23 protein-coding genes are annotated in these 25,016 nt (G+C 63.6%); 11 read left to right on the top strand and 12 right to left on the bottom strand.

The window, feature by feature from the left end; translation table 11 throughout:
• Nucleotides 1-46 precede the first annotated feature (46 nt).
• Nucleotides 47-769, bottom strand: a complete 723-nt coding sequence (locus tag DYZ14_RS15015) for a response regulator transcription factor (RefSeq protein ID WP_195949971.1) — start codon at nt 767-769, stop codon at nt 47-49.
• A gap of 337 nt (nt 770-1,106) precedes the next feature.
• On the opposite strand from DYZ14_RS15015, the gene DYZ14_RS15010 reads away from it, so the two are divergent.
• The 4 genes from DYZ14_RS15010 to DYZ14_RS14995 all read left to right on the top strand — a co-directional run bounded on the left by DYZ14_RS15010 (nt 1,107) and on the right by DYZ14_RS14995 (nt 4,476).
• On the top strand, nt 1,107-2,717 hold the full coding sequence (locus DYZ14_RS15010) for a phosphoenolpyruvate carboxykinase (protein ID WP_154721432.1): 1,611 nt from the start codon (nt 1,107-1,109) through the stop codon (nt 2,715-2,717).
• A 99-nt stretch (nt 2,718-2,816) separates the two neighbouring features.
• Nucleotides 2,817-3,251: an alternative ribosome rescue aminoacyl-tRNA hydrolase ArfB gene (gene arfB / locus DYZ14_RS15005; RefSeq protein WP_115671451.1), complete on the top strand. Its 435-nt coding sequence runs from the start codon at nt 2,817-2,819 to the stop codon at nt 3,249-3,251.
• An 84-nt stretch (nt 3,252-3,335) separates the two neighbouring features.
• Nucleotides 3,336-3,809 carry a peptidoglycan-binding protein LysM gene (lysM, locus tag DYZ14_RS15000; protein ID WP_154721431.1) on the top strand — a complete coding sequence of 158 codons (474 nt, stop codon included), beginning with the start codon at nt 3,336-3,338 and terminating at the stop codon, nt 3,807-3,809.
• Between the two features lie 40 nt (nt 3,810-3,849).
• Nucleotides 3,850-4,476: an alpha-ketoglutarate-dependent dioxygenase AlkB family protein gene (locus tag DYZ14_RS14995; RefSeq protein ID WP_154721430.1), complete on the top strand. Its 627-nt coding sequence runs from the start codon at nt 3,850-3,852 to the stop codon at nt 4,474-4,476.
• A 61-nt stretch (nt 4,477-4,537) separates the two neighbouring features.
• On the opposite strand, the gene coaA is transcribed toward DYZ14_RS14995, so the two are convergent.
• From coaA to hisB, 6 genes are all read right to left on the bottom strand, one after another.
• Nucleotides 4,538-5,533 (bottom strand): type I pantothenate kinase, encoded by a 996-nt coding sequence (coaA, locus tag DYZ14_RS14990; protein ID WP_154721429.1) that lies wholly within the window; start codon nt 5,531-5,533, stop codon nt 4,538-4,540.
• Complete coding sequence (locus tag DYZ14_RS14985) at nt 5,530-5,853, bottom strand: phosphoribosyl-ATP diphosphatase (protein WP_154721428.1); 324 nt, start codon at nt 5,851-5,853, stop codon at nt 5,530-5,532. Before DYZ14_RS14985 ends, coaA begins: the two co-directional genes overlap by 4 nt.
• A gap of 22 nt (nt 5,854-5,875) precedes the next feature.
• A complete protein-coding gene (gene hisF, locus DYZ14_RS14980; RefSeq protein ID WP_154721427.1) occupies nt 5,876-6,664 on the bottom strand; it encodes an imidazole glycerol phosphate synthase subunit HisF in 789 nt (262 codons plus the stop codon).
• Between the two features lie 13 nt (nt 6,665-6,677).
• Nucleotides 6,678-7,412, bottom strand: coding sequence for a 1-(5-phosphoribosyl)-5-[(5-phosphoribosylamino)methylideneamino]imidazole-4-carboxamide isomerase (gene hisA, locus DYZ14_RS14975; RefSeq protein WP_154721426.1), 735 nt, complete (start codon nt 7,410-7,412; stop codon nt 6,678-6,680).
• Nucleotides 7,413-7,439: 27 nt separating this feature from the next.
• Nucleotides 7,440-8,090, bottom strand: coding sequence for an imidazole glycerol phosphate synthase subunit HisH (gene hisH, locus DYZ14_RS14970; RefSeq protein WP_154721425.1), 651 nt, complete (start codon nt 8,088-8,090; stop codon nt 7,440-7,442).
• A gap of 102 nt (nt 8,091-8,192) precedes the next feature.
• A complete protein-coding gene (hisB, locus tag DYZ14_RS14965; protein ID WP_154721501.1) occupies nt 8,193-8,801 on the bottom strand; it encodes an imidazoleglycerol-phosphate dehydratase HisB in 609 nt (202 codons plus the stop codon).
• 191 nt (nt 8,802-8,992) lie between these two features.
• On the opposite strand from hisB, the gene hslV reads away from it, so the two are divergent.
• The 6 genes from hslV to DYZ14_RS14935 all read left to right on the top strand — a co-directional run bounded on the left by hslV (nt 8,993) and on the right by DYZ14_RS14935 (nt 17,789).
• Complete coding sequence (gene hslV, locus DYZ14_RS14960; RefSeq protein ID WP_154721424.1) at nt 8,993-9,520, top strand: ATP-dependent protease subunit HslV; 528 nt, start codon at nt 8,993-8,995, stop codon at nt 9,518-9,520.
• Nucleotides 9,521-9,552: 32 nt separating this feature from the next.
• The gene (gene hslU, locus DYZ14_RS14955) at nt 9,553-10,860 is read left to right on the top strand and encodes an ATP-dependent protease ATPase subunit HslU (RefSeq protein ID WP_154721423.1); all 1,308 of its coding nucleotides are present in this window, start codon (nt 9,553-9,555) and stop codon (nt 10,858-10,860) included.
• Nucleotides 10,861-11,019: 159 nt separating this feature from the next.
• Nucleotides 11,020-11,952, top strand: coding sequence for a DUF1402 family protein (locus DYZ14_RS14950; RefSeq protein WP_232365561.1), 933 nt, complete (start codon nt 11,020-11,022; stop codon nt 11,950-11,952).
• 38 nt (nt 11,953-11,990) lie between these two features.
• Nucleotides 11,991-13,409, top strand: a complete 1,419-nt coding sequence (locus DYZ14_RS14945; RefSeq protein ID WP_154721421.1) for a cytochrome P450 — start codon at nt 11,991-11,993, stop codon at nt 13,407-13,409.
• Nucleotides 13,410-13,501: 92 nt separating this feature from the next.
• Nucleotides 13,502-15,508 carry a hydantoinase/oxoprolinase N-terminal domain-containing protein gene (locus DYZ14_RS14940; protein ID WP_154721420.1) on the top strand — a complete coding sequence of 669 codons (2,007 nt, stop codon included), beginning with the start codon at nt 13,502-13,504 and terminating at the stop codon, nt 15,506-15,508.
• A 109-nt stretch (nt 15,509-15,617) separates the two neighbouring features.
• Entirely contained in the window at nt 15,618-17,789 is a 2,172-nt protein-coding gene (locus tag DYZ14_RS14935; protein ID WP_154721419.1) for a malate synthase G, read from the top strand.
• 76 nt (nt 17,790-17,865) lie between these two features.
• Here the strand turns inward: DYZ14_RS14935 and DYZ14_RS14930 are convergent, their stop codons facing one another.
• A complete protein-coding gene (locus DYZ14_RS14930) occupies nt 17,866-18,540 on the bottom strand; it encodes a L,D-transpeptidase (RefSeq protein WP_154721418.1) in 675 nt (224 codons plus the stop codon).
• A 179-nt stretch (nt 18,541-18,719) separates the two neighbouring features.
• Here DYZ14_RS14930 and DYZ14_RS14925 point away from each other — a divergent pair, with 179 nt between their 5' ends.
• The gene (locus tag DYZ14_RS14925) at nt 18,720-19,205 is read left to right on the top strand and encodes an MmcB family DNA repair protein (RefSeq protein ID WP_154721417.1); all 486 of its coding nucleotides are present in this window, start codon (nt 18,720-18,722) and stop codon (nt 19,203-19,205) included.
• Between the two features lie 3 nt (nt 19,206-19,208).
• On the opposite strand, the gene DYZ14_RS14920 is transcribed toward DYZ14_RS14925, so the two are convergent.
• The 4 genes from DYZ14_RS14920 to DYZ14_RS14905 form a co-directional block, all read right to left on the bottom strand.
• Nucleotides 19,209-19,790, bottom strand: a complete 582-nt coding sequence (locus DYZ14_RS14920) for an ActR/PrrA/RegA family redox response regulator transcription factor (RefSeq protein ID WP_154721416.1) — start codon at nt 19,788-19,790, stop codon at nt 19,209-19,211.
• Nucleotides 19,791-19,876: 86 nt separating this feature from the next.
• Nucleotides 19,877-21,169, bottom strand: a complete 1,293-nt coding sequence (locus DYZ14_RS14915; RefSeq protein ID WP_154721415.1) for an ActS/PrrB/RegB family redox-sensitive histidine kinase — start codon at nt 21,167-21,169, stop codon at nt 19,877-19,879.
• Between the two features lie 27 nt (nt 21,170-21,196).
• The gene (gene hrpB / locus DYZ14_RS14910; RefSeq protein ID WP_154721414.1) at nt 21,197-23,674 is read right to left on the bottom strand and encodes an ATP-dependent helicase HrpB; all 2,478 of its coding nucleotides are present in this window, start codon (nt 23,672-23,674) and stop codon (nt 21,197-21,199) included.
• Nucleotides 23,674-24,636, bottom strand: coding sequence for an ornithine cyclodeaminase family protein (locus DYZ14_RS14905; RefSeq protein ID WP_154721413.1), 963 nt, complete (start codon nt 24,634-24,636; stop codon nt 23,674-23,676). Before DYZ14_RS14905 ends, hrpB begins: the two co-directional genes overlap by 1 nt.
• Between the last annotated feature and the right edge of the window lie 380 nt (nt 24,637-25,016).

Below are 25,016 nucleotides of genomic sequence, written 5' to 3'. Positions count from 1 at the left end.
TCTCTACCCTTTTGCCCGCCCGGCCTGTTTTCGGAGGCTCCGGCGCCTACGCCGCTTCGCGGAAGCGGTAGCCCACTCCGTAGAGCGTTTCAATCATGTCGAAGTCGGTGTCGACCATCTTGAACTTCTTGCGCAGGCGCTTGATGTGGCTATCGATGGTGCGGTCGTCGACATAGACCTGCTCGTCATAGGCGGCATCCATCAGGGCATCGCGGCTCTTCACCACGCCCGGCCGCTGCGCCAGAGACTGCAGGATCAGAAACTCGGTGACGGTGAGCGTCACCGGATCACCCTTCCAGGTGCAGGTGTGGCGTTCCTGGTCCATGACCAGCTGGCCGCGCTCCAGTGTGCGGGCCTGCTGCTCGGCGCTGGTCTTGGCGTTGCCGCCGGCGGCCAGGTTTTCCCGGCTTGCTGCGCGCCGCAGGATCGCCTTCACCCGCTCGACCAGCAGGCGTTGGGAAAACGGCTTGGTGATGAAGTCGTCGGCGCCCATCTTCAAACCGAACAACTCGTCGATTTCCTCGTCCTTGGAGGTCAGGAAGATCACGGGTATGTCGGATTTCTGGCGAAGCCGGCGCAACAGCTCCATTCCGTCCATGCGCGGCATCTTGATGTCGAAGATCGCGAGTTGGGGCGGACGTGCAAGCAAACCATCGAGCGCCGAGGCACCGTCGGTATAGGTCTCGACCTTGTATCCCTCGGCTTCGAGCGCGATCGATACGGAAGTGAGAATATTGCGGTCGTCGTCAACGAGCGCGATCGTCTGCATGGTATTGGTCTCCGTCATCATGAAGCGCGGCTCCTGGTAAAGTCCCAGCCCAGGGTTTTGCGACGTTAGGATGCGCTTAATGGGGATAAAGGTGGAACAAATTGTGGCAAAGATAAAGGGGTGCGACACTGACGTCGCGGAAATGAGCTGCATTTGCCTCTCCCCGACAACCAAAAGGCACCCGTGCAAACCGATTTAAAAATCCATATTTCTATTTAAATCGATTAAATATTTGAAATTATTGGATGTTTTTAGATTTGCTTATTGCGTTTTGAAAACTCGGACACTAGTTTCCCGGAAATTCAACCTCACTTCCCATTGTAAAGGATGCGCGCTCATGGAGGAGCTTGGTGTAAATAATCCCCTCGTTGGGGTCGCGGCGATCGGTTTGGGGGATGCGGCTCGCGTCTACTACAATTTCCGTGAGCGTGACCTTTATGAAGAGGCGATTCGCCGCAACGAGGCCGTGCTGACCGCCGATGGTGCGCTCTGCGCCGTGACCGGCCAGCACACCGGGCGTTCGGCCAAGGACAAGTTCATCGTCCGCGACGTTCATACCGACGGCGAAATCTGGTGGGACAACAACAAGCCCATGTCGCCCGAGCATTTCGGCATCCTGCACAAGGATATGCTGGCCCATGCGGCCGGCCGGGACCTGTTCGTCCAGGACCTGATCGGTGGCGCCGATGCCGAGAACGAGCTGCCGACCCGTGTCGTCACCGAGCTTGCCTGGCATTCGCTGTTCATCCGTAACCTGCTGATCCGTCCGGAGCGTTCGGCGCTTCACGACTTCCAGCCCAAGCTGACCATCATCAACCTGCCGAGCTTCCGCGCCGATCCGGCCCGCCACGGCTGCCGCACGGAAACGGTCATCGCCTGCGATTTCACCAACGGCATCGTTCTGATCGGCGGCACGTCCTACGCCGGCGAAATGAAGAAGTCTGTCTTCACGGCACTCAATTACATGCTGCCGCCCAAGGGTGTCATGCCGATGCACTGCTCGGCCAATGTCGGCCCGAAGGGTGACGCGGCCGTCTTCTTCGGCCTTTCCGGTACCGGCAAGACCACGCTTTCGGCCGACCCGAAGCGCACGCTGATCGGCGACGACGAGCATGGTTGGGGCGAACACGGCATCTTCAACTTCGAAGGCGGCTGCTACGCCAAGACCATCCGTCTGTCGGCCGAAGCCGAGCCGGAAATCTACGCGACCACCAAGCGCTTCGGCACCGTGCTCGAGAACGTCATCCTCGATGAAGCCGGCGTGCCCGACTTCAACGACGCCTCGCGCACCGAAAACACCCGTTGCGCCTATCCGCTGCACTTCATCCCGAACGCCTCGGACACCGGCCGTGCCGGCCATCCGAAGACGATCATCATGCTGACCGCCGATGCCTTCGGTGTTCTGCCGCCGATCGCCCGCCTGACCCCGGAACAGGCCATGTACCACTTCCTGTCCGGCTACACTGCCAAGGTCGCCGGCACCGAAAAGGGCGTGACCGAGCCGGAAGCCACCTTCTCGACCTGCTTCGGCGCCCCCTTCATGCCGCGTCATCCGGCTGAGTACGGCAATCTGCTGCGCGCCCTGATCGCCGAGCACAATGTCGATTGCTGGCTGGTCAATACCGGCTGGACCGGTGGGGCCTATGGCGTCGGCCATCGCATGCCGATCAAGGCGACGCGCGCCTTGCTGACCGGTGCGCTGAGCGGCGAGTTGAAGAAGGCCGAGACGCGCATCGACCCGAGCTTCGGCTTTGCCGTCCCGGTCGCCGTCGACGGCGTCGATGCCAAGATCCTCGATCCGCGTTCGACCTGGTCGGACGGCGAGGCCTATGACGCGCAGGCGAAGAAGCTGGTGGCGATGTTCATCACCAACTTCGCCAAGTTCGAGGATCACGTCGACCACACGGTCCGCGCCGCTGCCCCGAGCGTCAACATCGCTGCCGAATAAACCGGCAGCATGGCTTTATTGAACCCGGCGGAACCACCCGCCGGGTTTTCCTGTTTTCTGCGGCGCTCGAATGTGAAATAGAGCAGGCGGAGACCGACCATGGCCAGCGAAGCGCTTTTCATCAACAACCGCATTACCCTCGCCGGCTGGGAACTGACCGAGCAATTCGTGCTGGCCGGAGGGCCGGGCGGACAGAATGTCAACAAGGTCTCGACCGCGGTTCAGTTGTTCTTCAACATATCCGGATCGCCCTCTCTGTCGGAGAGAGTGAAAGAGAACGCGATCAAGCTTGCCGGACGGCGTGCCTCGAAGGAAGGCGTGCTGATGATCGAGGCGAATCGTTTCCGCAGTCAGGAGCGCAACCGCGAGGATGCCCGCGAGCGCCTGAAGGAATTGATCCTCGCCGCCGCCGCGCCGCCCCCGCCGCCGCGCAAGAAAACCAAACCGACCAAGGGTTCGGTCGAGCGCCGGCTGAAGGAAAAGTCGGGCCGCTCGGAGGTCAAGAAAATGCGCGGCAGGCCGGCCGGAGACTAAATTAGCTTGCCATTCGACGAAGGGAACCTAGTCTCTCCATGACCGTTTCTCGTGGCGAGCAACGTCGACCGGAGGGAGAAAATCATGGGTCTTTTCGATTTTATCAAGAATGCAGGCAAGAAGCTTGGCATCGGTGACGAGGACGAAGCCCCGAATGTCGAGGCTGTGAAGAAGGAACTCGCCTCCCACAATCTGGGAACCGAAAAGGTGGAAGTGGCCGTCATCGACGACAAGGTGGTGCTGAAGGGAACCGTCAAGGACCAGTCCGCCTTTGAAAAGGCGGTCATCGCGGTTGGCAATACCCTTGGCATTTCAAAGGTCGAGGCCGATGAGCTGCAGATCGCCGACTCCCCGTCTTCGGCACCGGTCGCGGCCAAGGCGCCGGTTTTCTATACCGTCAAAAAAGGCGACAATCTGTGGAAGATCGCAGAGGCCCAGTACGGCAAGGGCAAGGGCGCCAAGCACACGGTCATCTTCGAGGCGAACAAGCCCATGCTGACGGATCCCGACAAGATCTATCCGGGCCAGGTCCTGCGTATCCCCGAATTGGCCGCATGATATTCATTGAAGGCGGCGGTCGAAGGGCCGCCGTTCGTCCATGCCTGAAAAAGAAAAGCGCAGTCTGCCCGAAGGGCTGAGCTACCACCCCGATTTCCTTGATCGCGCCGCCCAGGAGCAACTGGTCGCGTCCATCCGCGAGATCGTCGCCGAGGCGCCGCTCTTTGTGCCTGCCATGCCCCGCACCGGCAAGGAAATGTCCGTGCGGATGACCAATTGCGGTCCACTCGGCTGGGTCACGGACAAGGAACGTGGCTACCGCTACCAGCCTTCTCATCCGGTCACGGGCAAGCCATGGCCGGCCATTCCCGCCATGCTGCTCGACATCTGGAACCGGCTTGCCGGCTCAGCCAAGCCGCCCGAGGCGTGCCTGGTCAATTTCTATGACGACAGCGCCCGAATGGGCCTTCATCAGGATCGCGACGAGAAGGATCTCGAGGCGCCGGTCTTGTCCGTCTCTCTCGGCAACACCTGCCTCTTTCGTGTCGGCGGTACCGATCGCAAGGACCCGACCATGTCGCTGAAGCTCAGGAGCGGCGATGTCTTCGTGATCGGAGGACCCGGGCGGCTCTGCTTCCATGGGGTCGATCGGATCTATCCGTCTACCTCGACGCTGCTCAAGAACGGCGGTCGAATCAACCTGACTTTGAGACGGGTCAATCCCTGATCTCGACACTGAATCCGGCAAAGATAGCGAGCTATTGAGTAAACTGCCGGCTATATATCGCCTACAGTTTTCTCAGCGCGACCTGTTCGACCAGATGGTTGTCGCCTTTGCGCAGGATGAGGTCGGCGCGCGGGCGGGTCGGCAGGATGTTTTCCCTGAGGTTCTTCAGGTTGGTGTTCTTCCACAGACCTTCGGCAATTTCCAGCGCCTCTTCCTCGCTGATCGTGGCATAACGATGGAAGTAGGAATTCGGGTCGCGGAAGGCCGTCTGTCGGAGCTTCATGAAGCGATCGACATACCAGCGGTGGATCAGCTTCTCCTCGGCGTCGATATAGATCGAGAAATCGAAGAAGTCGGAGACGATCGGAACGATTTTGCCATCGGCCGGCAGATCGCGCGATTGCAGCACGTTGATGCCCTCGAAGATCAGGATGTCGGGCCGGTCGATGACCTTGTACTCGTTGGGCAGGACGTCATAGGTCAGGTGCGAATAGCCCGGCGCCTTGACGTTGGGCAGGCCCGCCTTGATCGCGGAAAGGAAGCGCAGCAACGCGCCGATGTCGTAGCTCTCGGGAAAGCCCTTGCGGTTCAGGATATTGTGCCGGACCAGATGGGCGTTCGGATAGAGAAAGCCGTCGGTGGTCACCAGATCGACCTTCGGGCTCGATGGCCAGCGGGCCAGGAGTTCCTTCAGGATACGCGCCGTGGTCGATTTGCCGACCGCGACCGAACCCGCGATACCGATGACGAAGGGTGTCTTGGAAACGCCCGCCGTGCTGAGGAATCGGCTGCGCTGCTGGAACAGCAGCTGCGAGGATTCCACATGGGCGGAAAGCAGGCGCGACAAGGACAGATAGATGCGCCGAACCTCGTCGAGGTCGATCGGGTCATCGATCGAACGCAGGCGTTTCAGTTCGTCGGCGGTCAGCGTCAGCGGGGTGTCGGCGCGGAAATGGGACCACTCTTCCGAGGTGAAGAACAGATAGGGCGAATAGCCATTCTCCTGGAAGTGGTCGAGCATCTCTGGCGTCTCGGCGTCCCGCGTCGCTATGGTCATGGATCCTGCCGGCTGGCTTTCTCGCTCAAGCCCGTCTGGGCCGTGCGCCGTTGAAGCTCGTCGAGCACGGCTTTAAGTGGGATGTCGGCGATTTTCAATACGACCATCAGGTGATAGAGGAGGTCGGCGCTCTCGTAGACGAGGTTTTCACGGTCGTCCTTGATTGCGGCAATCACCGTTTCGACGGCTTCCTCGCCAAGCTTCTTGGCGGCTTTCGACTGGCCGCCGGCGACGAGCTTCGCCGTCCAGGATTCGTCGGGCCGGGCCTGGGCCCGGTCGGCGACGATCCGTTCGAGGTCGGTGAGGGAGAAGTCACTCATTGCAGATCCCTTTCGCGGGCAATCAGTCGAGCCGCATGGCGATGCCGTGCCGGGCCATATACTGCTTGGCCTCGGCGATCGAATAGGTGCCGAAGTGGAAGATTGAGGCAGCGAGCACGGCCGTCGCGTGCCCTTCCTTGATGCCGGCAACCAGATCGTCGAGCGTCCCGACCCCGCCCGAGGCGATGACCGGTACGCGTACGGCATCGGCAATGGTCCGCGTCAGCTCGAGATCGTATCCGATCTTCGTTCCGTCCCGGTCCATCGATGTGACCAGCAATTCGCCGGCGCCGCGCTCGACCATTTTTTTCGCAAACTCGACCGCATCTATGCCGGTCGGCGTACGACCGCCATGCGTATAGATCTCCCAGGCGCTCAGATTGTCGCCGCCGGCTTCCTGCTTGCGCCTTTGCTTGGCGTCGATCGACACGACGATGCACTGGTCACCGAACTTGTCGGCCGCCTCGGCGATGAAATCCGGATTGTTCACCGCCGCCGAATTGATCGCCACCTTGTCGGCGCCGCAGAGCAGCAGTTTTCGGATGTCGGCGATCGTGCGCACGCCGCCGCCGACGGTGAGTGGCATGAAACACTGGTCGGCCGTCTGGGCGACGACCTCGAAGATCGTGTCGCGATTGTCGGACGACGCGGTGATGTCGAGGAAGCAGAGTTCGTCGGCACCGGCGGCATCATAGGCCTTGGCCGCCTCGACCGGATCGCCCGCGTCGATCAGGTCGACGAAGTTGACGCCCTTGACGACGCGGCCGTCCTTGACGTCCAGGCAGGGAATGACACGGGCTTTCAGCGTCATGGTCTATCCTCGTTCAGGCGCGGGCGGCGCGGATGAGCGCCAGGGCTTCGGCCGGGTCGATGCGGCCGTCATAGAGCGCGCGGCCGGTAATCGCGCCCTCGAGCTTGGCCGCGTCCGGCCGGAGCATCCGGCGAATGTCGTCCATCGAGGCAAGTCCGCCCGAGGCGATCACGGGAATGGAGACGGCGTCTGCCAGCGACAGGGTCGATTCCCAATTAATGCCGGTCAGGATGCCGTCACGATCAATATCGGTATAGATGATCGCCGATACACCCGCCCCTTCGAATTTTTTCGCAAGCTCGATCACGCCAAGCTCCGAGGCCTCCGCCCAGCCTTCGACCGCCACCTTGCCGCCTTTGGCATCGATGCCGACCGCGATCTTGCAGGGGAAACGCTTGCAGGCCTCGATCACCAGCGCCGGATCGCGCACGGCGACGGTGCCGAGGATGACGCGCGAAAGCCCACGCTCGAGCCATCTCTCGATATGCTCGAGGCTGCGGATGCCGCCGCCGAGCTGAACCGGGTTCCTGGTCGCCTTCAGGATCGCGTCGACGGCCGCACTGTTGACGCTTTCGCCGGCAAAGGCGCCGTTGAGGTCCACGACATGCAGCCATTCGAAACCCTGGTCCTCGAATGCCTTCGCCTGGGCGCCGGGATCGGTGTTGTAGACGGTGGCCTGTTCCATGTCGCCCAGCTTGAGCCGCACGCACTGGCCGTCCTTGAGGTCGATGGCGGGAAAAAGGATCATGCGGAAATGTCCGATACTGAAGGAGACTTACGGTTGCCAGGAAAGGAAATTGGCGATCAGCCTGAGGCCGAGCGTCTGGCTCTTTTCCGGATGGAACTGCGCGCCGGCCACGTTGTCGCGACCGACAAAGGCCGTCATCGGCCCGCCATAGTCGGTGGTGGCGATCACGTCATCCGGATTTTCCGCGGCAAGGTGGTAGGAGTGGACGAAATAGGCATGCAAGCCGTCCGGCCCCGTCTTTATTCCATCGAACAGTGGATGTGGCTGGTGCAGGTCGAGCGTGTTCCAGCCGATCTGCGGGATCTTCAAGGTCGGATCGTTCGGCGTCATTTCGACCACATCGCCCTTGATCCAGCCGAAGCCGGGGGTGATCGTCTTTTCCAGCCCGCGGCTCGACATCAACTGCATGCCGACGCAGATGCCGAAGAAGGGACGTGCCTTCTTCTCGACGACGTCGACGATCGCCTCGTGCATGCCAGGAACAGCGTCGAGCCCCCGGCGGCAGTCGGCATAGGCGCCCACACCCGGCAGCACGATGCGGTCGGCGCTTGCCACGCGATCCGCCTTGTCGGTCAGCTCGATGACCGCGTCGATGCCGCTTTCGCGCGCCGCGCGTTCGAAGGCTTTTGTTGCCGAGCGGAGATTTCCGGATCCATAATCGATGATCGCCACACGCATCGTGGAACGTCCTTTTCCTGAGTGCGACGCCGTGAGGCCGAGGCCCCGGCACGCCGCAAAGCGATGATCAAGCTGCTTCCACCGTTTCCGGTCGGGCAGGCCTCAGACGAGGGTGCCCTTGGTCGAGGGAACGCGGCTGGCCTGGCGCGGATCGATTTCGACGGCTGTCCGCAGGGCCCGAGCCACGGCCTTGAAGCAGGTCTCGGCGATATGGTGGTTGTTGGCGCCATAGTGGTTGAGGATATGCAGGGTGATCCCGGTATTCTGGGCCAGTGCCTGGAAGAACTCGCGCACCAGCTCGGTGTCGAAGGTGCCGATCTTCGGCGCGCTGAAGGCAACGTTCCAGACGAGGAAGGGCCGGCCCGAGACGTCGATCGCCGCCTTGGTCATCGTCTCGTCCATGGCAAGGTCGATAGAGGCGTAGCGGGTGATGCCGCGCCGGTCGCCGAGCGCCTTGGAGATGGCCTGGCCGATGGCGATGCCCGTGTCCTCGACGGTGTGGTGGTCGTCGATATGCAGGTCGCCCTTGACGTCGATCTCCATGTCGATGAGCGAATGTCGCGAAAGCTGGTCGAGCATGTGATCGAAGAAGCCGACGCCCGTGGAAATCTTCGCCGCGCCGGTGCCGTCGAGATCGACGGAAACCGAAACGGAAGTTTCGTTGGTTTTGCGGGAAATGCTTCCCGTGCGACGGATCATTGTTTCGCCCATCAGGGTCCGCTCCATGCCTTGGTCTGGGGTTCCTTATCAGGCGGTCGGTTAAATATCCAGCAAAAGCAGGCCGTGCTTTTCCGCGATGCGTCACAAGATTGCATTCGCGCGAGGCCAACTTACATAGGGTTCAACCGAACGATTTCGCGTTCCCAATCGAACGCCCGGCAGACGGGCCAACAGGTGCGTAGATGACAACGATTATTACTGTGCGGAAGGGCGGAAAGGTGATCATGGCGGGCGACGGCCAGGTGAGCCTCGGCCAGACCGTGATGAAGGGCAATGCCCGCAAGGTGCGCCGGATCGGCAAGGGCGATGTGATCTCCGGTTTCGCCGGTGCGACCGCCGATGCCTTTACGCTGCTGGAGCGCCTGGAAAAGAAGCTCGAGCAATATCCCGGCCAGCTGATGCGCGCCGCCGTCGAACTTGCCAAGGACTGGCGGACCGACAAGTATCTGCGCAACCTCGAGGCCATGATGCTGGTCGCCGACAAGACCATCACGCTTGCCATCACCGGCAATGGCGATGTGCTCGAACCTGAACATGGGACTATGGCGATCGGCTCCGGTGGGAATTATGCCCTTGCGGCTGCCCGCGCCCTGATGGACAGCGAAAAGTCGGCAGAAGAGATCGCTCGCCGGGCCATGGCGATCGCCGCCGAGATCTGCGTCTATACCAACGACAATATCGTGGTCGAGTCGCTCGACAGCGACAACTGATCCTCTTTCCTCCGACCATTGGAACAAGTGATATGACGACTTTTTCTCCCCGCGAGATCGTATCCGAACTCGACCGCTTCATCATCGGACAGCACGAGGCGAAACGTGCCGTGGCGATCGCGCTGCGCAACCGCTGGCGCCGCCAGCAGCTCGACGAGGACCTGCGCGACGAGGTGATGCCGAAGAACATCCTGATGATCGGCCCGACCGGCGTCGGCAAGACGGAAATCTCGCGGCGCCTCGCCAAGCTTGCAGGCGCGCCCTTCATCAAGGTCGAGGCGACGAAGTTCACCGAAGTCGGCTATGTCGGCCGCGACGTGGAACAGATCATCCGCGATCTCGTCGAGGTCGGCATCGGCCTGGTACGTGAAAAGAAGCGCGCCGAAGTTCAGGCCAAGGCCCATGCCGGCGCGGAGGAACGCGTCCTCGACGCGCTGGTCGGCTCGACGGCGTCCCCGGCCACCCGTGACAGCTTCCGCAAGAAGCTTAGGGCCGGCGAGATGGACGATAAGGAAATCGACATCGAGATCGCCGACAGCGGCAGCGGCATGCCCGGCTTCGAGGTTCCCGGCATGCCGGGCGCCAATGTCGGCATCCTCAACCTGTCGGAAATGTTCGGCAAGGCGATGGGCAACCGCACCAAGAAGGTGCGCACCACGGTCAAGGCCTCCTATGCCGACCTGATCCGTGACGAGTCCGACAAGTTGATCGATAATGAAGTGATCCAGCGCGAGGCGGTCCGCTCGGCCGAGAACGACGGCATCGTCTTTCTCGACGAAATCGACAAGATCGCCGCGCGGGAAGGCGGCATGGGGGCGGGCGTTTCGCGCGAAGGCGTGCAGCGCGACCTGCTGCCGCTGGTCGAAGGCACCACCGTGTCGACCAAGTACGGGCCGGTGAAGACGGACCATATCCTCTTCATCGCCTCAGGCGCCTTCCACGTGTCGAAGCCTTCGGACCTGCTGCCAGAACTGCAGGGCCGCCTGCCGATCCGCGTCGAATTGAAGCCGCTTACCAAGGAGGACTTCCGCCGCATCCTGACCGAGACCGAGGCGAGCCTCATTCGCCAGTACAAGGCGCTGATGGCGACCGAGGAACTCGATCTCGACTTCACCGAAGACGCGATCGATGCGCTGGCCGATGTTGCGGTCAAGCTCAACACCTCGGTCGAGAACATCGGTGCGCGCCGTCTGCAGACCGTGATGGAACGCGTGCTGGACGATATCTCGTTCAACGCACCCGACCGGGGCGGTTCGAAGGTGATGATCGACCAGGCCTATGTCGCCGAGCATGTCGGCGAGATCGCCGCCGACGCCGACCTGTCGCGCTATATCCTTTAGCGCAAGGCAAAATATGCGGGTTCCGCCGAAGGAATGCCGCAAATGTGACGCAGGGCAAGGTCGACAAACACGGCCTTGCTTCTATATGGGTGGCGCCGGAAGACAATCTGTCCATTGAAAACTTGGGGTGAAGCTATCGTGGGTCGACTTACTCGGGCAATCTTTCTGGCGCTGCTCGTTCTTGCGCCGGCAGGTTTGAACGCCGGCCCGCTCCGTGTTGTGCCCGAAGGCAACCGCAATGCCGAGCAGCCGCCGATCCCCGGGGCTTCGGTGCGGCGCACCCAGGCCGGCAAGACGACCTTCGACCTGAAATACGAGAAGGTGCGTGATCTTCTGGCGAGCGACGACCGGCTGCGCTCGAAGATCAGGAAGACTGCGGCGGCCTACGGCATCGATCCGATCCACATGGTCGGCGCCATCGTCGGCGAGCATACCTTCAACGTCGATGCCTATGACAGCCTGCAGAGTTATTACGTCAAGGCGGCGGCCTATGCCGGCAACAGCTTCCGATTCGCCTATGACGGCGAAGGCATCGCCGATTTCGTCGCCCGACCGGAATTTTCCCCATGCGCGGCGATGAAGGATTCCTACAAGCTATGGTCCTGCCGCGAAGACGTCTGGGAGGCCAAGTTCCGTGGCCGCAGCGTCGGCGGCAAGGCTTTTCCCAACAACCGATTCAGTGCGGTGTTCTTCCAGCCCTTCTATGCCGGCCAGACCTTCGGCCTCGGGCAGATCAACCCCCTGACGGCGCTGATGCTCTCGGATCTGGTGTCGCAGAAATCGGGCGTCGCCAAGCTGGACGAGAACGACGCGGCCGGCGTCTACAAGGCGATCATGGAGCCCGACATTTCGCTGGCCTTCATGGCGGGCGTGCTGCGCAAGGCGATCGACGACTACCGAACGGTCGCCGGCATGGACATTTCCAAGAATCCCGGCGTAACCGCGACGCTGTTCAACGTCGGCAACTCGCTGCAGCGAGCGAGAGCGCTTGCCGCCCGCAATGCTGGCGCCGCTTCGCCCGTCTGGCCGCAGGAAAACTACTATGGGTGGTTGGTCAACGACCGCCTGAGTGAACTCGAGGCGCTGTTCTAGCCCACTCCGGGCTGAGCGCGCCACCGCGGAGCGGAACCATGGCAGTTGTCGATAGCCCCAACCTTTTCGAGCCGCCCGCGCCCGTTCCGCGCCCTCATCCCCCGTCACGGCTGGAGATCATTCGCACTGTCCTGCGCAACCCGCTCGAGCTGTGGGGCGTGCCTTCCTATACACTGCCGAGGATCGAGACCCGGTTCTTCGGCCGCACCACCGTGATCGTCAACGATCCCGATCTGATCCGCCACGTGCTGGTCGACAATGCCTCAAACTACGTGATGGACGAAGTCCGGCAACTGGTCCTTCGTCCGATCCTGCGTGATGGGCTGCTCACCGCCGAGGGCGGGGTGTGGAAGCGTTCCCGCAAGGCCATGGCGCCCGTCTTCACGCCGCGCCACGCGCGCGGCTTTGCCCGCCAGATGCTGGAGAAGAGCGAGGAATTCTCAGCGCGCTACGCTACGGACGATCCGCAAGGGATGGTGCGCGACATCGCCGCCGACATGACCGGGCTCACCTATCTCATTCTCTCCGAGACGCTGTTTTCCGGCGAGATTGCCACGGATGGCGATGACGTCGCCGGGGATGTCGATGCGCTGTTGCACCACATGGGGCGGATCGATCCGCTCGACATGCTGGCGGCTCCGGGGTGGATTCCCCGGCTCGCCCGATTGCGGGGTCGTCACGTGCTGCGCAAGTTCCGTGCGCTGGTCCGGACGACCATGGAAAAACGCAAGGCGGCGATAGCGCGGGACTCGCAATCCGCACCGCGCGATTTCCTCACCCTGCTGCTCGAGGTGGAGGGGCCGCAGGGCCTGACGACCGAGGAGGTCGAGGACAATATCCTGACCTTCATCGGCGCCGGCCATGAGACCACCGCCCGGGCGCTCGCCTGGACCCTCTTCTGCGTCGCCAATTGCCCCGACATCCGCGATCGCATGGAGGTCGAAATCGACGCCGTGCTCGACAGCGGTGCGGATCCGGTCGACTGGCTGGAGCGCATGCCACTCGTGCGCGCCGCCTTCGAGGAGGCCCTGAGGCTCTATCCGCCGGCCCCGTCGATCAACCGCCAGGCCGTTGCGGACGACCGCTTCGAGGCGCCCGATGGAACCGCGCTCGATATCCGCAAGGGCGCGACGATCCTCATCATGCCCTGGACGCTGCACCGGCATGAACTCTACTGGGAAAACCCGCGCGCCTTCGACCCGAGCCGCTTCCTGCCGGAAAACCGCGAAAGGATCGGCCGCTTTCAATATCTGCCGTTCGGTGCCGGGGCACGGGTCTGCATCGGAGCAACCTTCGCCCTGCAGGAGGCCGTGATCGCGCTCGCCGTCCTGATGCGGCGCTATCGCTTCGACATGACCGCCGAGACCAGGCCCTGGCCGGTGCAGAAGCTGACGGTGCAGCCGGCCGGCGGCCTGCCGATGCGGGTCACCGTGCGGGCTGCGGTTTCGCGGCCATGATTTGCCGTTTGTCAGCTATTGCCGCCCGGTTTCTCCATGCGATAACAGCGTGATCCGTGTTGGTGAAATCCTGAAAGACCGAGGCAGCTGGCGTGACACTCCATTATCTGTTGGGCATCGATACCGGCGGCACCTATACCGACGCGGTGCTCTACAGCGAGACACAAGGCATCCTCGCCAAGGCCAAGGCGCTGACCACGCGCCATGATCTTGCGATCGGTATCGCGGAAGCGCTCGAAAAGGTCATCGATACCTCCGGCGTCTCCGTCGAGGCGATCGGTCTGGTGTCTCTGTCGACGACGCTGGCGACAAACGCGCTCGTCGAAGGGCAGGGCGGACGCGCCGGCCTCATCATGATCGGCTTCGGGCCCGAAGACCTGAAGCGCGACGGCCTCGCCGATGCGCTCGGAGCCGATCCCGTCATCTATCTCTCCGGCGGTCATGATGTGCACGGCATTGAGACGCCGCTCGACCTCGCGCCGCTTGAGGCGGCCCTTCCGGAGCTGCGTGAGACCGTCTCGTCCTTCGCCATTGCCGGCTATTTCGCCGTGCGCAATCCGGCCCATGAGAACAGGGTCCGCGACTTCATCCGCGATCATTGTTCCCTGCCGGTGACCTGCAGCCACGAGCTGTCGTCCAAGCTCGGCGGTCCGCGCCGGGCGCTGACCACTTTGCTCAATGCGCGTCTGGTGTCGATGATCGACCGGCTTGTCGGCGCCTGCGAGGACTTCCTCACAAGGCGCGGCATCGACGCGCCGCTGATGGTCGTGCGCGGAGACGGTGCCCTGATATCGGCGGCTGAGGCTCGGCTGCGGCCGATCGAGACCATCCTGTCGGGCCCCGCGGCAAGCCTGGTCGGCGCCCGTCATCTGACCGGGCTTGCCGATGCCGTCGTCTCCGACATCGGCGGTACGACAACGGATGTGGCGATCCTCGAGGGCGGACGCCCACGGCTTGATGCGGACGGTGCCGTGGTCGGCGGATATCGCACGATGGTCGAGGCGGTGGCCATGCGCACCTATGGGCTCGGCGGTGATTCGGAGGTGAGGATCGATGATCGCAGCATGAATGCGCGGATCGATCTCGGACCGCGCCGATTGGTGCCGCTAAGTCTTGCGGCCACGCTGCATGGCCGGCCGGTCATCGACATTCTCGAACGGCAGCTGCGCGCGGCCCACACGGGCCGCCATGACGGGCGCCTTGCGGTCCGCACCGGCGTGCCGGATCATCTTGCCGCCGGTCTGGCGGCGCAGGAAGCGGCACTGTTTGCCCGCATCGGATCGGAGCCCATGGCGCTCGATCAATTGATGACGGCAACGTCGCAGCTGGCGACGCTCGATCGGCTGGTGGCGCGCGGGCTCGTGCATATCTGCGGCATCACGCCGTCGGACGCCATGCATGTGCTCGGCGCCCAGGGCCAGTGGAATGCAGAGGCGGCCGAGCTTGGTTTGAGGCTCGCCATGCGCCGCAAGAACGGCGCCGGCCAGCCCATCGCCGCCGCGCCCGAAGAGCTAGCCCGACGCATCGTCGACCGGCTGACGCGCCAGTCGGCGGAGGCCATTCTCTCTGCGGTCCTTCCCGAGGCCGGCCTGGCCGACGTCGATCCGGCCCGCTCGCTGCTGATCGACCATGCGCTGCGGCGCGAAGCCGGCATGGTGCGCTTCGCCCTCTCGCTCGACCGTCCACTGGTCGGGCTCGGTGCCCCGGCCCCGGTCTACTATCCGGCAATCGGCGACATGCTGTCGGTGGCCTGCGAAGTCCCGGCGGACGCGGATGTCGCCAATGCGGTCGGCGCGGTGGTGGGGCGGGTCCGCTCCACCGTCACCGTCTTCGTCACCGCACCGGAGGACGGCATCTTCATGTTGTCCGGCGCCGGAGACGGTCGGCGATTCACCGACGAGGAAAAGGCCTTCGAGGCTGCGCGCGAAAGGGCAAGCCAAGGGGCGCTCGAACATGCCCGGCAGAATGGCGCCGTCGATGCGGTGCTGGCCCTCGCCGAGGAAATCGATGCGCCTGAGATCGATGGCAGGCGCAAGCTCGTCGAAGCGCGTTTCATCGCCACGGCGAGCGGCAGGCCGCGCCTGGCGCACGGGGAATAGTTTCCAATCCAGCACAAATCTTTGTAATTTGTGCTCGATTGACAATCAATCAGAACAGATCAAAGTCTCACCACCAAAGCTACAGCCAGATTTGCGAGGAGACAGGGCCATGAGCCGGATCGAAAGCCACGGACTTTCCATCGACACCGAACTTCACCAGTTCCTGATCGACAAGGCATTGCCGGGAACCGGGGTCGACCCGGAGACATACTTGAAGGGCTTGTCGGCCATCGTGCACGACCTCGCGCCGAAGAACCGGACGCTTTTGGCCAAGCGCGACGAGATGCAGGCAAAGATCGACGCCTGGCACAAGCAGAACGGCGCGCCGATCGACATGGATGCCTATGAAGCATTTCTGCGCGAGATCGGCTATCTCCTGCCGGAAGGCGGCGAGGTCAAGGTTTCCACCTCCAATGTCGATGCCGAGATCACCCGGATCGCCGGGCCGCAGCTCGTCGTTCCGGTCATGAACGCACGCTATGCTCTGAACGCGGCGAATGCCCGTTGGGGTTCGCTCTACGATGCGCTCTACGGCACGGATGCGATCGCCGAAACCGACGGCGCCGAAAAGGGCAAGGGCTACAATCCCGGGCGCGGCGCCAAGGTCATCGCCTGGGGTCGGCAGCTGCTCGATGATTCGGCACCGCTTGCCGCCGGTAGCTGGAGCCATGCCGCCGGCCTGTCGATCCAGGACGGGGCGCTGTTCGTCACGCTGTCCGACGGCGGCGTGACCGGTCTCTCCGACCCGGCGCAGCTTGCCGGCTATCGCGGCGCTGCCGACAAGCCCGAAGCGGTCCTGCTGATCAAGAACAACCTGCACACCGAGATCGTCATCGATGCGAATGGTATGATCGGCAAGACCGATCCGGCACACATCAACGACATCTGGCTCGAATCGGCGATCACGACGATCATGGACTGCGAGGATTCGGTCGCCGCCGTCGACGCCGAGGACAAGGTCGTCGTCTATGGCAACTGGCTCGGCCTGATGAAGGGCGACCTCACCGAAGAGGTGTCGAAGGGCGGCAAAAGCTTCACTCGCGCGCTGAACGCTGACCGGACCTACACGAAGCCGGATGGTACGACCCTCACGCTGCACGGCCGCTCGCTGATGCTGGTGCGCAATGTCGGCCACCTGATGACCAATCCGGCGATCCTCGACCGGGATGGCAAGGAAGTGCCGGAAGGCATCATGGATGCCGCGGTCACCGCGCTGATCGCCCTGCACGACATCGGCCCGAACGGCCGCCGGGCCAATTCGCGCAGCGGTTCGATGTATGTGGTCAAGCCGAAGATGCATGGTCCGGAAGAGGTCGCCTTCGCCTGCGAGATCTTCTCGCGCGTCGAGGCCCTGATCGGCATGGCGCCGAACACCATCAAGATGGGCATCATGGACGAGGAGCGCCGCACGACGGTCAACCTCAAGGAATGCATCCGTGCCGCCAAGGAACGCGTCGTGTTCATCAATACCGGCTTCCTCGACCGCACCGGCGACGAGATCCATACCTCGATGGAAGCCGGCCCGATGATTCGCAAGGGCGACATGAAACAGGCAGCCTGGATCGCGGCCTATGAGAACTGGAATGTCGACATCGGTCTCGAATGTGGCCTGTCCGGTCATGCCCAGATCGGCAAGGGCATGTGGGCCATGCCGGACCTGATGGCGGCCATGCTTGAGCAGAAGATCGCGCATCCGAAGGCTGGCGCAAACACCGCCTGGGTTCCGTCACCGACCGCCGCAACCCTGCATGCCACGCATTATCACCGCGTCAATGTCGCGGACGTCCAGGCGGGCCTGAAGAGCCGCCCGCGCGCCAATCTGCGCGATATCCTTTCGGTGCCGGTGGCCATCCGCCCGAACTGGACGCCGGAAGAAATCCAGCGCGAACTCGACAACAATGCCCAGGGTATTCTCGGCTATGTCGTCCGCTGGGTCGACCAGGGCGTCGGCTGCTCCAAGGTGCCCGACATCAACAATGTCGGGCTGATGGAAGACCGCGCCACGCTGCGCATCTCGGCCCAGCACATGGCGAACTGGCTGCATCACGGCGTCGTCACCGAGACGCAGATTGTCGAGACGATGAAGCGCATGGCTGTCGTCGTCGATGGCCAGAACGCCGGTGATCCGGCCTATCACCCGATGGCCGGCAATTTCCACGGCTCGATCGCCTTCCAGGCGGCGCTCGACCTGGTGCTGAAGGGGCGCGAACAGCCGAACGGCTATACCGAGCCGGTTCTGCATCGCCGCCGCCTCGAACTGAAGGCTAGCCTCGCGGGCTGAGCCGAGCGAAAAGAGAGAAACAAAGAAGGCCGCCGGATCGCTCCGGCGGCCTTCTTGATGGAAAATGTCCGCGTGCTTACTGCTGGACGACGACCTTGGCGCCCTTGCCCGGACGGACGCGGCTGTAGAGGTCGATGATGTCCTGGTTCATCAGGCGGATGCAGCCCGACGAGGCGGCGGTGCCGATCGAGGCCCATTCCGGCGTGCCGTGCAGGCGGAACAGCGTGTCCTGTCCCTTTTCGTTGAACAGATAGAGGGCGCGCGCGCCGAGCGGATTGCGCAGGCCGGGGCCCATGCCGTTTTCAACATACTGGGCGACGTCCGGCTTGCGGGCCGCCATTTCCTTCGGCGGATGCCAGGTCGGCCATTCCTGCTTCCAGGCGATATAGGCCTCGCCCTGCCAGGCAAAGCCCTGCTTGCCGACGCCGATGCCGTAGCGCACGGCCTTGCCGTTCGGCAGAACGTAGTAAAGGAAGCGCTCCCGCGTGTTGACGACCACCGTGCCCGGCCGTTCCTTGGTCGAGTAGGAGACGATCTGGCGATGGAATTTCGAATTGACCTTGTTGATCGGGATCGCCGGAAGCGTGTAACCGGCGTCGGTGACAGCCCCGTAGGAATCGGTGAAGATCTTGGCGGTTGTGGTTTCGGCCTTTCCGGGCGTGCCGGATGCGGTATCGGTCGTGGTCGTGCATCCGGTGAGGCCGATCGTCGCGACGAGGCCGAACACAGTCAAAGCATTGCGGAGGCGCATGGGAAAAACTCGTTTATTCGGGCTGGGAGATGGTGATCTCGACCATCTTTGATTATGGTTTATTTTTGATTAAAAGCGCCTTGGCAAGTGGCGGGCAGCCGCCCGGTTACTTCGGCGCTGCAAAATGACCGCACATGGTTTTTTTGCAACATGCGGATCGGCTTTCCTGGGCGCAATTCATGACCATACTTTCCATCGCGGTAAACAATCCGTTAATCGATGGTCGCCAGTCCGAGCGGGCCATGCTGGTGCGCCGCGGCGTCCAGGTCCTGCTCAACGACATGCGGCTCGCCGTGTTGCCGGAACTGGCGCTTGCCAACGGCCGGCGTGCCGATCTGGTCGGTCTGTCGGAAAAGGGCGAGATCTGGATCATCGAGATCAAATCCTCGATCGAGGATTTTCGTGTCGACCGCAAATGGCCGGATTACCGCGCCTATTGCGACCGGCTGTTCTTCGCCACGCATCCGGACGTGCCGCTCGACATCTTTCCGGAGGATTGCGGCCTGCTGCTTTCGGATGGATACGGCGCTCATCTGCTGCGCGAGGCGCCGGAACACAAGCTGCCGCCGGCGACCCGCAAGTCCGTGACGCTCGATTTTTCCCGCAGCGCCGCCCAGCGGCTGATGATGGCCGAGTGGGCCGTCCGTTCGACGGCCCGGGACTGATCGTTATTTCGGCGCGCGCTTGGCGAGAATGCGCTGCAGGGTCCTGCGGTGCATGTTGAGCCGGCGCGCCGTCTCGGACACGTTGCGGTCGCAGCTTTCGAATACCCGCTGGATATGCTCCCAGCGGACTCGGTCGGCCGACATCGGATTTTCCGGCACTTCGGCCTTCTCGCCCGGACGCTGGGTCAGCGCCAGGAAGATCTCGTCGGCATCGGCGGGCTTCGCCAGATAGTCGAGCGCCCCGAGCTTCACGGCGGTCACCGCCGTGGCGATATTGCCGTAGCCGGTCAAAACGACGATATGTGTATCGCTGCCATTCTGGCGGATCACCTCGATGACATCGAGTCCGTTGCCGTCACCCAGCCTGAGATCGATCACCGCATATTTCGGTGGTGCCGCCTTCGCCTTGGCAATGCCTTCCGCGACAGAAGCCGCCGTCTCCACGGCAAAGCCGCGCGATTCCATGGCCCGCGCCAGTCGACGGAGAAAAGGTACGTCGTCGTCGACGATCAGCAGCGTCGGATTGGGACCCAATGGGCTGTCGCCGGTTGCGGCCGGGAGGTCGGACGGAGTGTGTTCTGTCATGACTGAGCATTCCTGCAGGGCAATCTTGAGCGTCAATGTGTGGTTATGGCCAGTATTGGGCAGGCGGTAAAGTCATTTTGCCATGATCAGGCCTGCATTCGATGGCGAGGCCAGACGATCTCGACCCTGGCACCCGGTTGATCCGGGCCGCGGTTTTCGAAGCGCAGCCGTGCCCCGGAGCGCTCGAGCAGGGTCTTGGCGATGAACAGGCCGAGCCCGAGGCCCCCCGCCTGGTCATCCCGCTGGCGGGTGGTGACATAAGGTTCGCCGATCCTCTGCAACACGTCCGGCGCATAGCCTTCGCCATCGTCCTCGATGGTGATCGCCACTTTCGAAACGTCATGCTCGACCGTGACGGTGACCTTTTCGCGGGCGAAGTCGACGGCGTTCTCGACGAGATTTCCGAGTCCATGCAGAATGCCTGCATTGCGAATGCCGACCGGCTCGGTGGCGCGTTGCGATTTCTCGACGAGTTCGATCCTGATGCCGAATTCGCGATGCGGCGCCAGCACCTCTTCGATGAGCGAGGAGAGCGGCAATCTGCGCATATGCTCCTCGCCCTCGGAGGGCAGGGTGGCGATGCGCTTCAGGATGTCCCGGCAGCGCTCGCTCTGGCTGCGCAGCAATTGCACGTCCTCGCCGAAACGCTCGTCCTGGCCGAGTTCGCGCTCCATTTCCTTGGCCACCAGGCTGATCGTGGCAAGCGGCGTTCCAAGTTCGTGCGCCGCCGCCGCGGCAAGCCCGTCCAGCTGTGAAAGGTGCTTTTCCCGCTGCAGGACCAGCTCGGTTGCCGACAGCGCATCGGCCAGCAGCGTCGCCTCCTGCGAAACGCGATAGGCGTAGAAGGCGGCAAAGGCCATCATCGAGGTGATGGCGAACCACACGCCCACCTGCATCACCGGCTGCAGCGTCGGCGCATCGCCCCCGTACCAGGGAAGCGGATAGGGCGAGAACGGCAGCGCCGAAATCAGCAGCATGGCGAGCGCAAAAAGCGCCAGCGCATGCCGGAGGGGCTGCGAGGCAAAGGAGATGATGACCGGCACGCAGATCAGCGGAGCGAACGGATTGGCAAGTCCCCCGGTGATGAACAGCATGGCGCCCAGTTGCAAGAGGTCGAGGCCGAGCACCGCGAAGGCGGCACTCGGATCCAGCCGGTAGGTCGGCGGAAAGCGGACGGAGAGCAGGAAGTTGGCCGCCGCCAAGACGCCGATCAATACCGCGCAGGTGAGGAGCGGCAGCGGAAAATTGAGCCCGAATGCCACGATGAGCACGGTTGCGCCTTGACCCGCCACGGCAAGCCAGCGCAGCCGCACCAATGTCTGCAGGCGCAGCCTGCGGCTCGATGGTCCGAACGGGATTGCCGTGTCCGGTATGGTCATTCCTTCAGCCTCCTCGTTACTGTCGCGTCAGGTGCCGCGCGGCTTGGCGCGGGTCGTCGGCAAGGCGTGGGCCGGATCCTCCGGCCACGGATGTTTCGGATAGCGTCCCCGCATCTCGGCCCGAACGTCCTTCCACGAGCCCGCCCAGAAGCCGGGCAAGTCCCGCGTCGTCTGGATGGGCCTGTGCGCCGGCGAGGTCAACTCCAGCACCAGCGGCAATTTGCCCCCGCCGATCGCCGGATGGGTCTTGAGACCGAACAGTTCCTGCACGCGGATCGCCAGCACGGGTTCCGTTCCGTCATAGCGGATCGGATGGTTCTGGCCCGTGGGCGCGGTGAAATGGGTGGGTGCCAGCCGGTCGAGTTCGCGCTGCAGACCATGGGGAATGAGCGAAGCGAGGCCATCGGACAGCGCGCCGGGCGAAAGGTTGTCGAAGCCGCGCGCATTCGTCTGAAAGGGTGTGAACCAGCTGTCGAGAGAATCGAGCAGAGCAGCATCCGACATGTCCGGCCAGGGCTCGCCGATCGTGCGGTGAAGAAAACCGACCCGCTGGCGCAGCTGCTCGGCGGCCTTGGAAAAGGGCAGGGCGCCGATCCCGACCTGCCGCACACCCTCGGCGAGTGCCGCGGCCGCGGCCGGGCCTGTCGGTCGCGCCAGCGGCGTTTCATCGAGCACGATGGCACCGAGACGGGTGATCCGCCGCGCGCGCACCTGCCGGCTTGCAAGGTCGAAGAAGCACTCGTCGCGGCGCTGGAGGGCATCGGGAAGCGTGACCTCGATCTGCCCGCGATCGATCTCGGCGGCCGCAAGCACGCGGCCCTGTGCCGCGCGGCCGGTCAGGTCGGCGATCACCAGCAAGTCGGCGCCCGCCAGCCGCTCAGTCTCCGGGATTTCGGCACCGCGGCCATTGGCCATCACGAAGCGGCCTCGCCCGCCGCGCCTGAGCGCGATCCGGTCGGGATAGGCATGCAGCAGCAATTGCCCGGCGGTCCGGGAGCCGGCGGTCAGAGAGGATGTCGACGCCTTCGCTTGAGCAAAGCCAGAGGCGAGCCGCTCGGCGAGCTTTCGGGCCGAAACGGCGCGGTCGCCGCGATCCTGGCGGAAACGGCGCAGCCGCTCGTCGATGTCGATCCCGGTGCCGCCAAGCCCCTGTTCGGTCAAGAGCACGGCGATCTCGGCCGCCGGCCTGGCTGCCCCCTCGTCGGCACCGGCCAGCACCATGGCGGAAAGCCGGACAGGCAGGCCGAGGTCACGCATGCGGCGGCCCTTCGCGGTCATCGCGCCGGATGGTTCCAGCGCCCCGATCAGCCGAAGCAGCGCACGCGCCTCGTTCCACGCGGCGGCCGGAGGTGGATCGATGAACGACAGGCCTTTTGGATCGAGCACGCCCCAATGCGCCATGTCGAGGACCAGGTTGGACAAGTCGCCGGACAGCATCTCCGGCGGGGTAAAGGCCGGCAATGCCGCGGTCTGGCCCGCGTGCCAGAGGCGAATGGCGATGCCGGGCTCGGTTCTCCCCGCACGCCCGGCCCGCTGGTCGGCCGAAGCGCGAGACACCCGAACCGTCTCCAGGCGGGTGATCCCGGTCGATGGCTCGAAGACCGGCAGGCGCTGCAGCCCGCTGTCGATCACCACACGAACGCCGTCGATCGTGATCGATGTCTCGGCGATCGAGGTGGCGAGTACGACCTTGCGATGTCCCGCCGGCGCCGGGCGGATGGCCGCATCCTGCTCACTCTGGCTGAGATTGCCGTAGAGCGGCGCGATCAAGGTACCAGTGTCGAGACGACCTTCGAGCCGCTCGGCGACACGGCGGATTTCCGCCTGCCCGGGCAGGAAGGCGAGGATCGATCCGCTCTCGGTCGCATGCGCCTGCAGGATGGCCGATGTCACCGTATCCTCGATGCGCTCGCCGGCCGGCCGGTCGCGATAGCGGATGTCGATCGGAAAACTCCGCCCCTCGCTGCGAATGATCGGCGGATCGCCGAGCAAGGCCGCGATCCGGTCGATGTCGAGCGTCGCCGACATGACCAGGATGCGCAGGTCCGGCCGCAAGGCCGATTGCGCGTCGAGCGCCAGCGCCAGGCCGAAGTCGGCGTCGAGCGAGCGCTCGTGGAATTCGTCGAACAGCACGGCGGCAATGCCGGGCAGTTCCGGATCCTCGAGGATCATCCGGGCAAAGACGCCCTCGGTGACCACCTCGATGCGCGTCCGCGACGACACGCGGTTGTCGAGACGCATGCGATAGCCCACCGTCTCGCCGACGGTTTCCCCAAGCAGGCTCGCCATGCGCCCGGCGGCCGCGCGCGCGGCGAGCCGCCGCGGCTCCAGCAGGATGATCCGACCGTCGCCGCGCCAGGGCTCATCAAGGAGCCTGAGCGGCACGATCGTCGTCTTGCCGGCGCCGGGCGGGGCCGACAGGATCGCCCGGTTCTTCGCCCCGAGCGCCGTTGTGATCGCCGGCAGGCTTTCGCTGACGGGCAGATGGGGAAGGAGGAGCGGCATCACGTTTCCTGGCGGGCGAACGGCTCCATCACGGTCTCGTAGGCGAGGATCGCTCCGGCCAGGTCCTCGAGCGCGGCCCCGACCGACTTGAACAGGGTGATCTCCCCACCGTCCGAACGCCCCTTGTGGCGGCCCGCGACGAGATCGAAGAGATCGGCCCTGATGTCGGCCTCGCTGATCACCCCTGCCTTCAGCGGCTGCAGGATGTCGCCGGCCTCGCCGAGTGCGCCGTCTCGCGTGTCGACGACGATCGTGGCGCGCCGCACCGCCTCGTCGTCGCTCTCGCGCATGCTCGGCTTGAAGGCGCCGATCAGGTCGAGATGGGCGCCGGGCTTCAGCCATGCGCCGTGGATGAGCGGAACGCTCGACAGCGTCGCGCAGGAGATGATGTCCGCCGTACGCGCCGTGGCCTCGAGATCGGTGCAGGCGACCGCGTCGAACCCGAGCGCGCGCGCCTCTTCCGCGCTCTTCTCCGCATTGGCCGGATTGCGGCCCCAGACAGAGACGCGGGTGATCGGGCGGACGGCCGCATGCGCCTGCATGAGATTGAGTGAGAGACGGCCGGTCCCGACCACCAGGAGATGCGAGGCATCGTCCCGCGCCAGATAGCGGGCGGCGAGCGCCGAGGTGGCGGCGGTCCGCCGCGCCGTGAGCTCCCCGCCATCGACCACGGCGAGCATCTTGCCGGTCTTGCCGGATGACAGGATATAGCTGCCGTGAATTGCCGGCAGGCCGCGCGTATGATTGTCGGGAAAAACGGAGACGAGCTTCACGCCAATATAGTCGCCCGGAACCCAGGCCGGCATCAGCAGCAGCGTGGCATCCGCCTCGCCGGGCACGGCGACCTCATGATGATGGCGAACCGGCATCACACAATGGCTGCGGAACATCCGCTCGATTGCGTCAATGAGATCGGCCCATTTGAGGGCCTCGGCGGTTTCGGTTTCGTGCAACACCAGCATGCTCGTCTCCTTGTCGAATGCGTGCCGACACTAGCAAGAGCGCGCCGCCGTTCAAGCGCCAATCGCCGCCATGCCGAGACGTCGCTGCCGACGCCGGCCGGCAAGGCTACCATGGGCGCAGGATCCAGAGGATTTCGGCATCGCGGCGCGGGCCGTGATAACCCCTGGCCGAATTTGCCGTTTGATTTCATGGCATTGAATGATTTTTTGAAAAACTGCGAAGAGCGCTGTTGACTGGTGAGAGAAGCGAATCTATAACCCCGCTCACTGAACGAGGGCGGCGGCGCTGCTGGCGACGAAGTCTTTCGTTCGTGAGAAATCTTCTGGAAATTGGCTGAGATGCTGATGGGTTGCCGGGCTTGATGGTTTGGCGGGAAGTT

This window comes from Ciceribacter sp. T2.26MG-112.2 (genome assembly GCF_900492205.1).
GTDB classification, from domain to species: domain Bacteria; phylum Pseudomonadota; class Alphaproteobacteria; order Rhizobiales; family Rhizobiaceae; genus Allorhizobium; species Allorhizobium naphthalenivorans_A.
Note: the sequence above shows the minus strand (reverse complement) of the source record. Positions and strands in the feature narration are given on the sequence as shown.

Coding starts and splice junctions, on each gene's coding strand:
- DYZ14_RS15015 (WP_195949971.1), bottom strand. CDS start 769: ATGCAGACGATCGCGCTCGTTGACGACGACCGCAATATTCTCACTTCC.
- DYZ14_RS15010 (WP_154721432.1), top strand. CDS start 1,107: ATGGAGGAGCTTGGTGTAAATAATCCCCTCGTTGGGGTCGCGGCGATC.
- arfB (WP_115671451.1), top strand. CDS start 2,817: ATGGCCAGCGAAGCGCTTTTCATCAACAACCGCATTACCCTCGCCGGC.
- lysM (WP_154721431.1), top strand. CDS start 3,336: ATGGGTCTTTTCGATTTTATCAAGAATGCAGGCAAGAAGCTTGGCATC.
- DYZ14_RS14995 (WP_154721430.1), top strand. CDS start 3,850: ATGCCTGAAAAAGAAAAGCGCAGTCTGCCCGAAGGGCTGAGCTACCAC.
- coaA (WP_154721429.1), bottom strand. CDS start 5,533: ATGACCATAGCGACGCGGGACGCCGAGACGCCAGAGATGCTCGACCAC.
- DYZ14_RS14985 (WP_154721428.1), bottom strand. CDS start 5,853: ATGAGTGACTTCTCCCTCACCGACCTCGAACGGATCGTCGCCGACCGG.
- hisF (WP_154721427.1), bottom strand. CDS start 6,664: ATGACGCTGAAAGCCCGTGTCATTCCCTGCCTGGACGTCAAGGACGGC.
- hisA (WP_154721426.1), bottom strand. CDS start 7,412: ATGATCCTTTTTCCCGCCATCGACCTCAAGGACGGCCAGTGCGTGCGG.
- hisH (WP_154721425.1), bottom strand. CDS start 8,090: ATGCGTGTGGCGATCATCGATTATGGATCCGGAAATCTCCGCTCGGCA.
- hisB (WP_154721501.1), bottom strand. CDS start 8,801: ATGGGCGAAACAATGATCCGTCGCACGGGAAGCATTTCCCGCAAAACC.
- hslV (WP_154721424.1), top strand. CDS start 8,993: ATGACAACGATTATTACTGTGCGGAAGGGCGGAAAGGTGATCATGGCG.
- hslU (WP_154721423.1), top strand. CDS start 9,553: ATGACGACTTTTTCTCCCCGCGAGATCGTATCCGAACTCGACCGCTTC.
- DYZ14_RS14945 (WP_154721421.1), top strand. CDS start 11,991: ATGGCAGTTGTCGATAGCCCCAACCTTTTCGAGCCGCCCGCGCCCGTT.
- DYZ14_RS14935 (WP_154721419.1), top strand. CDS start 15,618: ATGAGCCGGATCGAAAGCCACGGACTTTCCATCGACACCGAACTTCAC.
- DYZ14_RS14930 (WP_154721418.1), bottom strand. CDS start 18,540: ATGCGCCTCCGCAATGCTTTGACTGTGTTCGGCCTCGTCGCGACGATC.
- DYZ14_RS14925 (WP_154721417.1), top strand. CDS start 18,720: ATGACCATACTTTCCATCGCGGTAAACAATCCGTTAATCGATGGTCGC.
- DYZ14_RS14920 (WP_154721416.1), bottom strand. CDS start 19,790: ATGACAGAACACACTCCGTCCGACCTCCCGGCCGCAACCGGCGACAGC.
- DYZ14_RS14915 (WP_154721415.1), bottom strand. CDS start 21,169: ATGACCATACCGGACACGGCAATCCCGTTCGGACCATCGAGCCGCAGG.
- hrpB (WP_154721414.1), bottom strand. CDS start 23,674: ATGCCGCTCCTCCTTCCCCATCTGCCCGTCAGCGAAAGCCTGCCGGCG.
- DYZ14_RS14905 (WP_154721413.1), bottom strand. CDS start 24,636: ATGCTGGTGTTGCACGAAACCGAAACCGCCGAGGCCCTCAAATGGGCC.